At 64.0% G+C, this 13,866-nt stretch carries 16 protein-coding genes; 7 read left to right on the top strand and 9 right to left on the bottom strand.

Going from position 1 to position 13,866, the window contains the following annotated elements:
- Positions 1 to 16 precede the first annotated feature (16 nt).
- The gene (bluB, locus tag CSW57_RS07055) at positions 17 to 661 is read right to left on the bottom strand and encodes a 5,6-dimethylbenzimidazole synthase (RefSeq protein WP_099382157.1); all 645 of its coding nucleotides are present in this window, start codon (positions 659 to 661) and stop codon (positions 17 to 19) included.
- Positions 658 to 1,536, bottom strand: coding sequence for a LysR family transcriptional regulator (locus CSW57_RS07050; protein ID WP_099382156.1), 879 nt, complete (start codon positions 1,534 to 1,536; stop codon positions 658 to 660). The genes bluB and CSW57_RS07050 overlap by 4 nt, the downstream gene beginning before the upstream one ends.
- 99 nt (positions 1,537 to 1,635) lie before the next feature.
- Between CSW57_RS07050 and CSW57_RS07045 the strand changes: the two genes are divergently transcribed.
- Positions 1,636 to 2,004 carry a YybH family protein gene (locus CSW57_RS07045; protein WP_023958011.1) on the top strand — a complete coding sequence of 123 codons (369 nt, stop codon included), beginning with the start codon at positions 1,636 to 1,638 and terminating at the stop codon, positions 2,002 to 2,004.
- Between the two features lie 3 nt (positions 2,005 to 2,007).
- Here the strand turns inward: CSW57_RS07045 and CSW57_RS07040 are convergent, their stop codons facing one another.
- Positions 2,008 to 2,631 carry a TetR/AcrR family transcriptional regulator gene (locus CSW57_RS07040; RefSeq protein ID WP_099382155.1) on the bottom strand — a complete coding sequence of 208 codons (624 nt, stop codon included), beginning with the start codon at positions 2,629 to 2,631 and terminating at the stop codon, positions 2,008 to 2,010.
- Positions 2,632 to 2,701: 70 nt separating this feature from the next.
- Here CSW57_RS07040 and CSW57_RS07035 point away from each other — a divergent pair, with 70 nt between their 5' ends.
- Genes CSW57_RS07035 through CSW57_RS07020 form a run of 4 tightly spaced genes read left to right on the top strand, consistent with a single transcriptional unit; the run spans position 2,702 to position 6,267 of the window.
- Positions 2,702 to 3,541 carry an alpha/beta fold hydrolase gene (locus CSW57_RS07035; RefSeq protein ID WP_223249099.1) on the top strand — a complete coding sequence of 280 codons (840 nt, stop codon included), beginning with the start codon at positions 2,702 to 2,704 and terminating at the stop codon, positions 3,539 to 3,541.
- Positions 3,542 to 3,585: 44 nt separating this feature from the next.
- Entirely contained in the window at positions 3,586 to 4,338 is a 753-nt protein-coding gene (locus CSW57_RS07030; protein WP_099382154.1) for a dienelactone hydrolase family protein, read from the top strand.
- Between the two features lie 25 nt (positions 4,339 to 4,363).
- A complete protein-coding gene (locus CSW57_RS07025; RefSeq protein ID WP_223249098.1) occupies positions 4,364 to 5,572 on the top strand; it encodes a multidrug effflux MFS transporter in 1,209 nt (402 codons plus the stop codon).
- Between the two features lie 50 nt (positions 5,573 to 5,622).
- Positions 5,623 to 6,267: an FMN-dependent NADH-azoreductase gene (locus tag CSW57_RS07020; protein WP_099382153.1), complete on the top strand. Its 645-nt coding sequence runs from the start codon at positions 5,623 to 5,625 to the stop codon at positions 6,265 to 6,267.
- On the opposite strand, the gene CSW57_RS07015 is transcribed toward CSW57_RS07020, so the two are convergent.
- Positions 6,264 to 7,784: an ATP-dependent DNA ligase gene (locus tag CSW57_RS07015; protein ID WP_099382152.1), complete on the bottom strand. Its 1,521-nt coding sequence runs from the start codon at positions 7,782 to 7,784 to the stop codon at positions 6,264 to 6,266. The genes CSW57_RS07020 and CSW57_RS07015 overlap by 4 nt on opposite strands.
- A gap of 34 nt (positions 7,785 to 7,818) precedes the next feature.
- Positions 7,819 to 8,589 (bottom strand): group II truncated hemoglobin, encoded by a 771-nt coding sequence (locus CSW57_RS07010; protein WP_099382151.1) that lies wholly within the window; start codon positions 8,587 to 8,589, stop codon positions 7,819 to 7,821.
- 165 nt (positions 8,590 to 8,754) lie between these two features.
- Here CSW57_RS07010 and CSW57_RS07005 point away from each other — a divergent pair, with 165 nt between their 5' ends.
- Positions 8,755 to 9,582: an HAD family hydrolase gene (locus CSW57_RS07005; protein WP_223249097.1), complete on the top strand. Its 828-nt coding sequence runs from the start codon at positions 8,755 to 8,757 to the stop codon at positions 9,580 to 9,582.
- On the opposite strand, the gene CSW57_RS07000 is transcribed toward CSW57_RS07005, so the two are convergent.
- The gene (locus CSW57_RS07000) at positions 9,579 to 11,126 is read right to left on the bottom strand and encodes a carboxylesterase/lipase family protein (protein WP_099382150.1); all 1,548 of its coding nucleotides are present in this window, start codon (positions 11,124 to 11,126) and stop codon (positions 9,579 to 9,581) included. The two genes, CSW57_RS07005 and CSW57_RS07000, sit on opposite strands and share 4 nt — an antisense overlap.
- 76 nt (positions 11,127 to 11,202) lie before the next feature.
- Positions 11,203 to 11,652 carry a MarR family winged helix-turn-helix transcriptional regulator gene (locus CSW57_RS06995; protein ID WP_099382149.1) on the bottom strand — a complete coding sequence of 150 codons (450 nt, stop codon included), beginning with the start codon at positions 11,650 to 11,652 and terminating at the stop codon, positions 11,203 to 11,205.
- Between the two features lie 62 nt (positions 11,653 to 11,714).
- On the opposite strand from CSW57_RS06995, the gene CSW57_RS06990 reads away from it, so the two are divergent.
- Positions 11,715 to 12,083, top strand: coding sequence for a VOC family protein (locus CSW57_RS06990; RefSeq protein WP_099382429.1), 369 nt, complete (start codon positions 11,715 to 11,717; stop codon positions 12,081 to 12,083).
- A 31-nt stretch (positions 12,084 to 12,114) separates the two neighbouring features.
- On the opposite strand, the gene CSW57_RS06985 is transcribed toward CSW57_RS06990, so the two are convergent.
- Both CSW57_RS06985 and CSW57_RS06980 read right to left on the bottom strand, forming a co-directional pair.
- Positions 12,115 to 12,474 (bottom strand): histone-like nucleoid-structuring protein Lsr2, encoded by a 360-nt coding sequence (locus tag CSW57_RS06985; protein WP_099382148.1) that lies wholly within the window; start codon positions 12,472 to 12,474, stop codon positions 12,115 to 12,117.
- Positions 12,475 to 12,857: 383 nt separating this feature from the next.
- The gene (locus tag CSW57_RS06980) at positions 12,858 to 13,844 is read right to left on the bottom strand and encodes an LLM class F420-dependent oxidoreductase (RefSeq protein WP_099382428.1); all 987 of its coding nucleotides are present in this window, start codon (positions 13,842 to 13,844) and stop codon (positions 12,858 to 12,860) included.
- Positions 13,845 to 13,866: the final 22 nt, after the last annotated feature.

Here is a 13,866-nt window from a genome sequence, read left to right as displayed (position 1 = left end):
TGTCCTTCGAAGCCGCTCAGCTCCAGCGGTTTTCGGTGACGAACTCCGAGATCGGCCGCCCGTGTGCCCAATCATCGATCTCCAGGGCCGGCCGGTCGGGGAAATCGGGAACAGGCCCGAGACAGAGCACTGCGACCGGCTCGGCGCCGGGCGGCAGGGCGAGCAGATCGCCGAGGACGTCAGGATCGAACAGCGACACCCAGCCCATCCCGAGACCTTCCGCCCGGGCTGCCAGCCACATGTTCTGGATGGCACAGGACACCGACGCGAGGTCCATTCTCGGCATCGTTCGGCGCCCGAATATGTGCCGGTCGCGGTCGTCGCCGAGTGCCACGACCAAGAGCTCGGCACAATCGAGAACACCTTCGACCTTCAGCTGAAGGAACTCGTCCGACCGCTCCCCCAGCGCCTGCGCCGTCCGACACCGCTCTTCGTCCACGATGTCGTGGATCTTCTGGCGCAGCATGTTGTCGGTGATGCGCAGGAATCGCCAGGGCTGCATCAACCCCACGCTCGGGGCCGCATGGGCTGCCTGCAGGAGTCGAGTCAAGACTTCCTCGGGCACCACCGAATCGGGAACGAACCGCCGCATGTCCCGTCGTTCGCCGATGGCCCGGTACACGGCTGCCCGTTCAAAGTCGGCGAAAGCGTGAGGATTCACAGCGCGAATGCCTCCTCGAGTTCGGGCACCAGCGCGCGAACTGCCGGACCGGCGGACTCGGGCCAGACGACAGCCAGCAATGCGGGATCAGGTAGACCGGCAAGGGGAACGGCGGTGAGTCGATCACGATGATCGTCCGCCATCGACACGCTCAGTATGCCGATTCCGAGTCCCCTGGCTGCCAGTTCCACGATGGCGTCCGGAGCACTTGCCTCCAGCGCGATCACCGGTTCCACACCGTGAGCACGACATGCTCGGTCGAATGCTGTTCTCAGACCGGTCCCCGCAGGCATGGCGATGATGCGTTGGTCGGCGATGTCGTTCACGCTCAGGCTTTTCCGCCTGTCCAACGAGTGGCCCACAGGCACCATCGCACACAGACCTTCACTCATGATCGTCATCGAGTTGAGCCCGGACGGAAGACTACCGGCCGCACCGATCAGAGCGAGATCGATTGTTCCACTGCGTACTTCACCGACCATCAGGTCCGATGAGCTCTCGCGCAACATCACCTCCACCCCGGGATGCGATCGATGGAACTTCTCCAAGGCGGCAAACAACGGCGTGATGGTGCAACCGGTCACCATGCCGATGGTGAGGTGGCCGCGCAGCAAACCCGCCACCTCGTCGACAGCCTGTTCCACTCCCGCAGCCGCAGCGAGCGCACGCCGAGCCGGCTCGAGCGCCGCGCGCCCAGCCGGCGTCAGCCGTACGACCCGACTGGAGCGGTCGAACAATTCGCAGTTCAGCTCCTTCTCGAGCTGCCTGATCTGTGCGCTCACCCCGGATTGACTGATGTGAACCCGTTCTGCCGCACGCGTGAAGTTCGATTCGTCAGCCACCGCGACGAAGTACTCGAGTTGACGTAGCTCCATATCCAGTAATTCTAGTTTGCAGAAGAACAATCTGTTGGACTTCTTGAATGGCGGACGCGAGGCTGAAATCAGTCACATACCGACCAACGAGGAGACATCGTGCCGAATCGAGAACGGGCGCTGCGCCCCGAGGACCTGACCCGACTGTTCGTCGAACGCTGCAACGCAGGCGACGCGGAGGGGGTGGCATTGCTTTACGAAGACGAGGCTGTCATGGCCTATCCCCCGGGCGAGCAGACCGTTGGTCGCGCAGCCATTCAGGCGTTGTGGGAGAAGGTGCTGACGTCGCGGCCACAGTTCGAACCAGAGGCGCCGCTGCCGACCCTCATCAGCGGAGACATTGCCTTGACGTCAACACCACCCAGAGACGGGTCAGGCGCACGAGCACAGGTGGTGCGGCGTCAACCCGACGGCAGCTGGCTCAGACTGCTCGACCAACCGGAGTTCGTCCCGCCGTCCGCCGATTGACCGCTAACCGGTCAGCGGACCGTGTGGATCGACGAGCAGTGTCACCTGTGCAGCAAACCAGCGACACCACAGATCGCCGCTCCAACGCTGTTCGTCGACCAACATCAGCCACACCCGCCGGGACGCCATCGTCCACACCGCATCCACGATGAGCGTCTCGGGCTCGGCGTCAAGGATCAGCGACAGCGCAAATCGGACTTCGTTGTGGCGGGTGCGTTCGCGCTCGGCGAGCCGCGAAGCCGCCTCGGCATCGGTGACAGCCGCCTGATCGAGCACGGCCTGGATGATCGCTGACCGTTCGTGGGCACCGCAGAGCCATCGTGCCCCGGCCGCTACTCGCGCGCGCCGATCGCCGGCGCCCATCGCGCGATACTCGGGCATCTCTCGAACTGGGATAGCCCGACCATCAGAGAGCGCACCATCAATACACGCGTCGAGCAGCGCCAACTTCGAATCGAATTGGGAGTAGACCGTCTGCCGCGTGACTCCCGCCGCGGCAGCGACTTTCGCCATCGTGGTGGGCACCCACCCTTCCTCGACGAACATTGCGTGCGCCGCCGCAACGACTGCGCGTCGTTTCTCTTGAGCTCGTTCTGCGCGTACCTCCGACGAGTAAGTGCGGACCATTCGATCAGCCTATATTGATTTGACTTTACTCGCTGTAATCTCAATTGGACCGATCGTTGAGGAGCTCCCCATGGCCATTGCCGAAATCACTTCCACTGTCCCCACCAGCCTGGGTGGTCTGCACGTCCGCGCAGTGGGCAATGGTCCACCCGCGGTGTTGTGGCACAGCATGTTCGTGGACTCGTCGAGCTGGGACCGGGTGCTGCCCACCCTCGCCGAACATCGGCGTCTCTTTCTCATCGACGCCCCCTCGTCTGGTAAGAGCGACGCCCTGGCACGGCCCACCGACATCGGCGCCTGCGCCTCTGCAGCAGCTGAATTGATGACGTCGCTGGCCGAAGACCTCGGCGGACCTGTCGACTGGCTCGGCAACGCCTGGGGAGGGCACGTCGGAATGCACTTGGCCGCAACACGTCCTGACCTGGTCCGCACTCTTACCGCCATCAGCGCACCGACGAATCCGATCAGCAAGCCGTTGCGTCTGAAGGTCCGCGCCCTCACCCCGCTGTACCGTGTGTTCGGTCCTCGGGGGTTACCGCGCAAGGCAATCGAAGAGACACTGTTCACCGACCGGACACGGGCGACCGATACCGAAGCGGTCGCCTTGCTGAGGTCTTCGATGCGTCGAGTGACGAACGCGGCGATGGTGAATGCGATCTCCACCGCGATTCTCCATCGAACAGACCTGACGTGGGCGGTGGAGAGAATCGACTGCCCGACCCTGTTCGTAACCACTGATGACCGAGGCGAATGGACGCCTGCGGAGGCCAGAGCGGTCGCGGCGACGATGACCGATGCGCGCGAGGTCACCGTCGCCGACGCCCGCGTGATCCCGGCGATCGAACAGCCCGCTGCCCTGTCCACGGCAATTATCCAGTTCTGGAATGAGCAGGGCGACAACGTCGTCTGACGCTCGCGGCGTGTTCTGGCCTGCGGGGCGGTAGCGTTGGCCTGATGCTGCGGGAGACCATTGACATCCCAACCTCGGCCGGCACCGCCGAGGCCTACGTGACCCGACCAGACGAACATGACCATCCCGGTGTCCTGCTGTACATGGACGCCATCGGCATCCGCCCCCGCCTACGCGACATGGCTGATCGGATCGCAGGGTGGGGTTATGTGGTGATGGTGCCGAATCTGTTCTACCGCGACGGAACCATCGACGACTTGCAACCACGCGTCGATCTGACAGTTGCGGGTAACCGCGAGGCCTTCTTCGCCGAGGCCATGCCACGAGTACATGCCTTGGTCCCGGAACTCGCAGCAGCCGACGCCGACATCTACGTCCATCGGCTTCAGCACCTGCCAGGCGTTCGCGACTCCCCCATCGGGTGCGTCGGCTACTGCATGGGTGGTGCACTTTCGTTGCGCTCCGCGGGGCTTCACAGCAATGCAGTCGCTGCTGCGGCCAGCTTCCACGGTGGCAACCTCGTCACCGACGCCGAGACCAGCCCACACCTGATTGCCACGAGGTCACGCGCACGCCTCTACCTCGGGCACGCGGACAACGATCCGTCGATGCCCAGAGACAAGATCGCTGTTCTCGAGTCCGCATTCGAGTCCGCGGGCCTCTTGTTCGTCTCAAAGGTCTACCCCGAAGCGGCGCACGGATTCACGATGGCGGATACACCCGTCTATCAGGAGGACGGCGCCGAGCGACATTTCACCGCGCTCGAGGACCTCTTTCACCACGGTTTGATGCAGTGACGTCAGGCGTTGTGGGAACGCGCTCGTGACCAGGCCGACCGCGCCTGTGGCGTCGCGCGGGATCGTTGCAATCCTGTTGATGGTCATTCCGCTGAGCCAGATTCCGCTGGATGCATACACTCCTGCACTCCCCGACATGGCGGCCGAGCTGGGGTCGACAAGCACGACCATGCAGAACACGGTCACCGCGTACATGTTGGGAATGGCGTTGGCCTTCATCCCGGTGGGCGTGATCTCGGACGCGGTCGGACGCAAACCGGTGTTGCTGGTGTGTCTTTCGATCGTCGTCGCGACGAGCCTGGGTTGTTCGGTCTCAGACGACGTGATCACGCTGCTCGTCCTACGCTTTCTCCAGGGGTGCGGGGCCTGCGCTTGCCTGGTCCTGGCCTACGCCATCGCCGCCGACTGCTTCGCCGGTACTCGACTGATCGCTGTCTCGGGTCTACTCGGCGCGGCATGGGGCGTGGCTCCGGTCTTGGCTCCGGCGGTCGGCGGGCTGCTGGTGCAGTTCATCTCGTGGCGGTGGATCTTCGCTCTCATCGCGATTCTCGCTGCCTCGGTCGCTGTCCTGGTCACGTTCGCGCTTCCGGAGACACTGGCAGCCGATGACCGCGATCGGGTGGACTTTCGGGTCACCGCCCGTGTGCTGGCCGCCGCGTTACGCCACCGCGTGTTCGTGGTGCTGGTTGTCGTATTCGGCCTGATGGCATCGGCGCAGTTGGTGTTCGGTGTGGTCGGCCCATTTCTCTATCAAGAAGAACTCGACTTCTCACCGGCCGCGTACGGCGCGATGGCGTTGATCGTCGGGGGTGCAAACCTACTGGGCGAGCTGGCGTGCGGGACACTTGCGACCCGCATCCGCACCCGACCTCTGGCCTTCGGAGCACTGGGCGTCTTCTTCTGTGGGGCAATTGTTCTCGTCGCCTCCGCAGCGCTGATGGGCGTGAACGCACCGGCCGTCACGATCGGCGCCTGTCTCGCATTGGCCGGGTGCGGTGTCTTGTGCCCGCAGATGTACGGGCTTGCCCTGGGCCTGTTCGACCGCAACCTCGGCCTGATCGGTGGGGTGGTGAGTGCAGGGTGTTACCTCATCGTCAGTGCCGCGATGACCACCGCGGGGGTCCTGCCCGAGAACTCGCAAGCACCTTTGGGCTGGCTGTACCTCGGGATCGGAATCGCCGTCGGTGTGCTGCTCCTGTGGGCCACGGCACCACAACGGGTAGGCGCCAAGTAGCACGCGGAGACACTCATCGGACCCGTTGCCAGGGTGGGCAGAATGAGACCATGGCTCACCTACTTCACCTCGATTCGTCCGCCGACATCCACACATCCCGCTCTCGCGAGCTGACCCAGCTGTTCGCGCAGACATGGCTCGCCGCCGACTCGACGAGAACGGTCACCTACCGCGATCTCCATCGCGACCCCATCCCACACCTTCCCGACGCAGGACTGCATTACGCCACCAGGCTGCGGTCTGCCACCGAGAAGCCCAGTGCCGAGTCGGAGGCCCTGCAGTGGCAACTGATCGACGAAGTGACTGCCGCCGACGTGGTGGTTGTCGGTGCGCCCATGTACAACTGGTCGCTGCCCTCCACCCTGAAGGCCTGGATCGACCACATTCACGTACTGGGCACCACAGCGCCTTTCGACACTCCCGATCAACCGTTCGCAGGTAAGCCAGTGGTGGTCATCTCCTCACGAGGCCTTGTGTACTCGCCCGGCACGGCCGAGGAATCGCTGGATCACACGATTCCGCCACTGACCCAGGTTCTCGGAAAAGCACTGGGGATGCGGGTCGAGGTTGTCACCGACGACCTCACATTGGTAGGTCGAATCCCGGATCTGGATTCGAAATCGGCACAGGCCGCCGAGGCCAGGCGCAGCTGCGAGACGCGCGTCCGTCAACTCGCCGGGCAGCCGTTGAACTAACTCCCGTCCCCCGGCAACATCGCCCGGACCGCCTCGATGGTGTCGGCCATCGCGGCGGTCTTGTCCGGCCGGTACCGCAAGACGCGTGCGAAACGCAACGCGACACCGCCGGGATATCGAGTGCTCACCTGCACGCCATCCAACTCGATCTCCACCACGATCTGAGGATGCACATACACCGTGTGCTGGTCCCGGTCTCGCTCCACCTTCGGGAATTCTTCTGTCTGCCAACGCAACAGCTCATCGGTGAGCCCCTTGAACGTCTTACCCACCATGATCGGTTCCCCGCCATCCGGATCGCGAGCGCCGAGGTGCAGATTGGAGAGGTAGCCCGTCCGACGGCCGTAGCCCCATTCGGCACCCAGCACGATGAGATCGAGCGTGTGCTCGGGCTTGACCTTCTGCCACGACTTACCCCGACGGCCCGCCGCGTACGTCGAGTCGAGGGCTTTGATCATGATGCCTTCATGACCGGCGGCGAGCGCCGCATCGAGATGGGCCTCGGTCTCCTCGACAGTCGGAGACCGCAGCGCCGGAATCCGATGCTGGGGCGCAAGGCGATCGAGTACACCTATCCGGTCGGACAGCGGCCGGTCGAGCAAGTCTTCACCATCGAGATGCAGGCAGTCGAAGAAATACGGCTGCAGGAGCAAATCGCGCTGCGAACTGGCACCGAACCTGCTCATCGTCTCCTGGAACGGCCGGGGCCGGCCCGAGTCGGCGAGCGCCAGTGTCTCCCCGTCCAAAACCACCGACTCACACGGCAGGTCACGCACCAACTGCACGAGCTCGGGTACCCGTTCGGTGATGTCGTTGAGTGTTCGCGTGAAGATCGCCACGTCATCGCCGTTGCGATGTACCTGGATTCGAGCACCATCGAGCTTGTACTCCACGCTCACGTTCCCACCGAGCGCCGAATGCGCCTCGCCGAGCGACTTCGCGGGCGAGGCAAGCATCGGCCGCACCGGCCGGCCGACCTCCAAACCGAATGACTGAAGGGCGGCTGCGCCGCCACCCATTGCCGCGGCTGCGGTCTCGGCAAGGCTGCCCGACAGCATGAACGCCCGCCTCACAACGTCAACCGGCAGATCGGAGGCCGTAGCGATCGCCTCGGTCATCACGCCTTCCAGCGCCCCCTGGCGTACCTCCCCGGTGAGCAGTCGGATGAGGAATTGCTGTTCACCTGATGTCGCCTTCTCGAACAGGCTGCCCAACAGATCTTTTCGACGCTTGACCGAGCCGGCACCGGAGGTCACGGCCAGCTCGTCGAGCAGGTTGTCGACCTCTGCCACCGTCCACGTCGGGCTTACGGCCGAGTGCGCCCGGGCCCCCGAGAGCGTGCGCCAACCGATGCCGAGTCGGCCTTGCAGCGTCTCGCCTGACAGCCATGCGACCACAGCGCGTACGTCCTGCGGTGCTGCGCCGCGCAACAGATCTGCGATGGCGAGAGTCTTCGCTTTCCGCGAACGGGTCGCGGCGACCGCCGCGCTGGTGGTCACGACGTCATCGAGGTGCATCCGTCAACGGTATCGATCGCTTCGGACAGACCGTTCAACCTTGCCAGGGAGGCGCCATACCCCAGCCCCAACGTGGCACCGGGGCATGGGGCATCGGCGTGGCTCCGGGCTGGGAGTTCTCCACCGCGATGCGGGTGCCCCACTCGAGGTAGGCGACAAAGGCCGACCGGAACTCCGGATCGCCGGGCAGGCCCACTTCGTCCGCCGCGTCGAGCAGTAGGTCCACCCAGCGCCGGCGTTGCGTGGGCGTGATGGCCCTACCGACGTGATGGGCGAGCATGTTCTCGTAGCCGCCGCCACGCGCGGTGTATTCGGCAGGACCACAGAATACCTCGCCCACCCACGAGGCGACATGCTGCGCGTGATGCGCATCCATCCCGGCGAACAACGGTGCCAACAACTCGTCTTGCGGGACCAGTTCGTAGAAACGCGTGAAAAGCTTGTCGAACGCTTCTGCGCCGCCCGCCCATTCGAAGAGGGTGGGCGGGACGTCGGCGCCCGAGCCGGTACCGGTCACGCTGGTCAGTTCGTAGTGCTGCATCTCGTCGATGGCGCCGACGTAGTTCTTGATCTCGGCGAAGAACGCCCGGAACAGTTCACTGCCACGAAAGCCTGTCAGATGTCCATCAAGGGAGTCCCATGTGATGCGCAGGATGTAGTGGTCGGGCTTTTCGACTGCTCGCGACAACTCGAAGTCGATGCAGTGCTCGGACTTGACCATGGCGTCTGCGGCGCGGGCGTACGCAGCCTCGAACTCGGCAGCTGATGATTCGTCGATGCGGTAGCGGATGTACTCCAGGATCATGGCGGGCCTCCTGCGCAGACGTTACAGCGGGCAGAGGGCCCGCACCGCGAAACGGTGGCGGAGATGCTCCATCCGATCGGTCGCAGCACCGGGGTGCGACCTGGCCAACCGCCTGAACCGCTATCTCGTGCACCGGGCCGCATCACCGCTTGGCATCATGCTCGTGTGAGTATCCGGCTGCTGGCAACCGACCTCGACGGCACCTTGCTGACGTCTCGACGAACGATCAGTGAACGGTCGGCGGCGGCCATGGCCGCCGCTGCCACAGCAGGTATCCGAGTGGTATGGGCGACTGCCAGAGCGCAACATTCGGTCCACAACCTTGCTGTCGACAGTGGCTTTCGCGGTTATGCCGTTGCTGCGAACGGCGCCGTGTTGATCGACCTCACCGATGGCGAGGCCACCATCTTCGACGTGCAGGCGATGGCACCGGAGGTCGCCGGTACGGCAATCGAACAGGTGCGGACCCTCTTTCCCGGCACCGTGTTCGCCGTGGTCGGCCCGACTCGTTTCATCGCCGACCCGGCATACGCCGCACTCTGTGTCTACGCCGACCACCATCGTGATCCGCTGACCATGGAGATGAGCAGCACGGCCTCGTTGGACGACGAACCGATCGTCAAAGTCGTTGCGCGCCATGCTCACATCCCGAGCGTCGACCTCTTCCGGCAAGTGGCGCAGGCCGGGATCCCCGGCGTGACCCCGACCCATTCCGGCGCGCCCTACGTGGAGATGGCCGCCGAAGGCGTCTCCAAGGCCAGTGGACTCGCCCGGCTGTGTGACGCGTGGGGTATCGATTCCACCGAGGTCGCGGCCTGTGGAGACGCGATCAACGATCTGCCGATGCTCGAATGGGCCGGCCTGGCGCTGTGTCCGGCGAACGGGTCACCCGACGCCCGCGCAGCTGCCGATCACATCCTGGCAACCAACGACGACGACGGGGTGGCCAGGTACCTCGAAGTCCTCGTCGATGCCGCCGGTGATGCCGGTTAGAGAAAATTGAGCACCTCGGTACCCCAGGCCGCACGCAAATCCCGGTCGAGGTCATCGACCACTGTGTCTTGCCTGTCGATCACCAGGGTCGCACGCTGATCCGGTACGTAGGGAGGCCATTCCGGGTCGCCCGGTAGTCCGCCGGGATGCCCGTCCACGGCGAAGTTCACCCATCGATTCTGGAGACGGGCAGAGAGCGCCTTCCCCACTTTCAGGCCACCGAGTTTGAACGTGATGTCCTTGCGACCGGCGACCAGGTTGCCCCAGACATACGGCAATTCGGTGGCATGGGTGGCCCCGACCCGCAATGCCCGCAGCATCGGTGTGGCCCAGTCGAATCGGTAGAGATACACCGGCGCGACGGCACTGTGCGCTTCGGCGAGCCAGATGGTCGGCATCCGAAAACCGACGTCGCGGGCGACTGCGAGTCCGGCCGCTTTCATCTTCAAACCCGAGTAGGCCGAACCGATCTCGGCCTCACTCGGTAGTTTGAGTTCCGGCTGTTCTGCCGCGATCTCGGCGAACATCGCGCGAATCGCATCCGGTGTGATCGGCATCAACGGCGACTTCATCCACTTGAACAGCGCCGCCTCGTCTTTGTTGGTACCGATGATGAGGGGAACGGGGTGTGAGCGGCCGGCTCGGGCCGCCGCCAACGGATAGTCAGGCAGCAGATCCTTGTCGACCACCGGTGCGAACGCCAGTGTCCCGGGTGTTGCGGCCGGCACATCGCTGAACAGTTCGAGTCCTGCCGACACCAGGCGATCGACCGGCATGTCGTGCAGTGTCGCAACCTGATCCGGTTCGACCCCGACCTTCTGGAGAAAGATGTCGGCGGCGCGTTTCGCCCTTGCGCTGTCGTACACCGAGGTCGCCGGCGAGCTCTGCGCGATCGCACGGGCGAACAGTCCTGACGCAGCCGGAACGGTCAGGAGTGTCGTGACGATGCCCCCGCCCGCTGATTCCCCGAAAAGGGTCACCCGTTCCGGGTCTCCCCCGAATCCGGCAATGTTGTCTTGAACCCATTGCAACGCGAGGATCACGTCTCGCAGCGCGAGGTTGGTGTCGAAAACGCGTTCATCGGTGTTGAACGACGACAGATCCAGAAATCCCAGCGCGCCGAGTCTGTAGTTCACCGTCACCAGCACGACGTCGCCATCAGAGACAAGCGCGCGCCCGTCATACAGCGGCTGACTCGACGTGCCGAAAACGTATGCGCCCCCGTGGATCCAGACCATGACCGGCCGCGGGTCGCCCGGGGTGACCACTGACGCCGACCAGACGTTCAGGCTCAGGCAATCCTCGTCCTTGATGGCGCCGGGTCCAAGCGTGATCACCGGATTGTTCGGTTGCGGCGCCACCGGACCGAACGTGGTCGCGTCGACGACGTCGGGCCAAGGTTCCGGTGGCACCGGTGCCCGCCAACGCCGCTCGCCCGTGGGCGGCGCCGCATAGCGGATACCCCGCCACGACTTGGTGATCCCGTCGTCCAGGCCCCGAACCGGCCCACTGGTGGTTGTCACCACGTTCTCGTCGTCTGCCATGTCTGAGCTCCTACCGAGGAAGGCAATGTCGCTCACACTACGCAAACGGTGACTCACGCGAATGCGGACAACATCATCAGTCCACGTCGCGCAGAGAATCGATCATGCTCCGCAGAAGCCGGGACGCGTCTGACTGCTCACGCCCTGTCATGCCGGCCAGCATCCTGACCTCGACGGAGCGAACCGCGACAGTTGCTTGCGCGAGACTTCGCCTGCCTTTGGAGGTCAGACGAGTGGGAAGAACCTTGCCCACCGGGGCCTCATCAGGCCTGCTGACATATCCATCACGCTCCAGGGCTTGGAGCAGCACATTCATCGACTGCCGCGTCACGAATGCGCCGCGCGCGAGTTCGGAGTTCGACAACCCCGGCCGTTGGGCCAGCAACTCGAGGCACGAGTACTGCGTCACACTCATCCCGAATGGCCGCAGCGCTTCCTCCATCGCCGCGCGCAACGCGCTCGAGGCCTCCTTCAGCAGATATCCCAGCGACGACTCCAGATCGACGCCGGGGCCTTGTTGACTCATGTCAGTATTCTGACATACGGTCAGACATGTCAAAAAACTGACACAACTTGAAGGAGAACATCATGTCGGTCACGGGCCCCGATTTCCTCTCGCTACAAACGCGAGACCTCAACGCATCCCAGGCGTTTTACGAGCAGTACCTGGGCCTGGTCCGCTCGCAGACCGGTCCTCCGCACGCCGTCGTGTTCGACACGAAGCCGATCGCGTTCGCGCTCCGCGACATCATTCCCGGTACCGATCTCGCAGCCGTCGCCCAACCCGGGATCGGTGCCGCGATCTGGCTCCACGCGACGGACGTCCAGGCCATCCACGACGCTCTCGTCGCCGGCGGCCACACCATTGTCTCGGCCCCGATCGACGGGCCCTTCGGCCGGACGTTCACTCTCGCCGACCCCGACGGGTATCAGATAACCCTCCACGACCAAGCCTGAGCCGGCGCGAAGAGCATTCACTGCCCGGGCGTCAGTTGTGAGCCGCGTTGAATGCCTCGACAATGGCGTTCGGAATACGGCCGCGGTCAGAGACCTCGTAACCGTTTTCGCGTGCCCATTCACGAATGGCGGCCAATTGCGACTTGTCGCTGCGCACTTCGGAGGTGGCCGGCGACTGCTTGGCGGTGGCCCGCCGCTGACGGCCACCGATCTTGGTGGCCTTGTCGATCCACTTTTGCATGTCTTTGTCGAACTTCTCGGCCGACTTGGGCCCGAGATCGAGGGAGTATTCGACGCCATTGACGGTGAACGTTTCCACGATCACCTCCGAAGGGTCGAGATCGGAACCGTCGAGGTCGTCGGTGATCTGTTCGATGGTTCTGCGTGCCATGTTCTGCGCCCTGTTCGTCGGGGAGGCGGTCCAGCGCCTGATGGGTGGTGACGTCTCGTGTTCGCCCGAACATACCTTTGTCCGCCGCTGTACACCGAACTGGGGATAGCGCTCCCGCAGCGAGTCTGCTCAATCACCACTCTGAGAGGAAGGTTCGAACATGCCTGCAGGACATACCGGATTCGATGATGTTTCGTTCGATCCAGTCGCGACTTGTCATCGAGCACTCCGGCGACATCGACCCCGATCGATGGACGCAGTTCGGTCCGGTCGCGCATATTGCTGCGGGTGCATCGCAGGATGCCGCGCGTTCAGCCGAGATGCGAACCACGGCCTTCTATCTGGCACGGACGTCCCCGAGGCGTAATACGAACGACGGTCATTCACGCGAGCGCGGGCAAGACCTCCTTCTCGAAGAGTTCGATTCCCGAAAGATCGTACGCAGCCTCGGGGAAATAGAAGATGCCGTAGGAGAGACCATGGCCCTTGAGTACGGTCAGCTTCTCGATGATCTGCTCAGGGGTCCCCACCCCCGGTAGTCCGCGAAAAGCTCCGAGGGCGCCCTCGGCCGCATCCGCGCCAACGTGCGGGGTAAGCCGATCCTTGAGCGTGCTCAACCGCTGTTCCACCTCGGCCTCAGTAGAACCGATCGCGACGTTGTAGTTGGCGGACCGGACGATCGCGTCGAAGTCAGAGCCGACGGCTTCGCAGTGCGTCCGCAGGATGTCGGACTTTCGTACGAACCCTTCGGGGGTGCCGTCGAAGTTCGTGTACTGCGCGTACTTTGCGGCGATCTTCAAGGTGACCTTCTCGCCCCCACCCGCGATCCACAAAGGAATGCCGCCCTCTTGCAGAGGAAGTGGACGGACGATTGCACCATCGACCTGGTAGTGCTTCCCATCGAGCGAGGCCGAGCCTGTGCTCCACGCTTGCCGCATGATCTGCACACCCTCGTCGAGCCGGCCCAGTCGCTCCCCCGCCGACGGGAAGCCATAGCCGTAGGCCCGCCACTCGTGCTCGTACCAGCCGCCGCCGATCCCCATCTCGACCCGTCCGCCCGAGATGAGATCGGTCGTGGCGGCCACCTTCGCGAGATATGCCGGATTTCGGTAGCTCATCGCCGTGCACATCTGGCCCAGCCGAACACGTGACGTGGACGCTGCGAGCGCCGACATCAACGTCCACGCCTCGTGGGTGGCCTCGTCGGTGGGAGCTGGAACCGTGTGGAAGTGGTCGTAGACCCACACCGAGTCCCACGGACCGTCGTCGGCGCGCACCGCAAAATCACGCATCACCGGCCATTGGTCGGCGGGGTCGATCCCGACGAGGTCCAGACGCCATCCCTGAGGCACAAACAATCCAAATCGCATGACCGCCATCGTAATGGAACCG

Origin of the sequence: Williamsia muralis, assembly GCF_002735905.1 — a bacterium.
Taxonomy (GTDB): Bacteria; Actinomycetota; Actinomycetes; order Mycobacteriales; family Mycobacteriaceae; genus Williamsia; species Williamsia muralis_A.
The sequence above is the reverse complement of the archived record's forward strand: the minus strand, read 5'-3'. Positions and strand labels throughout refer to the sequence as shown.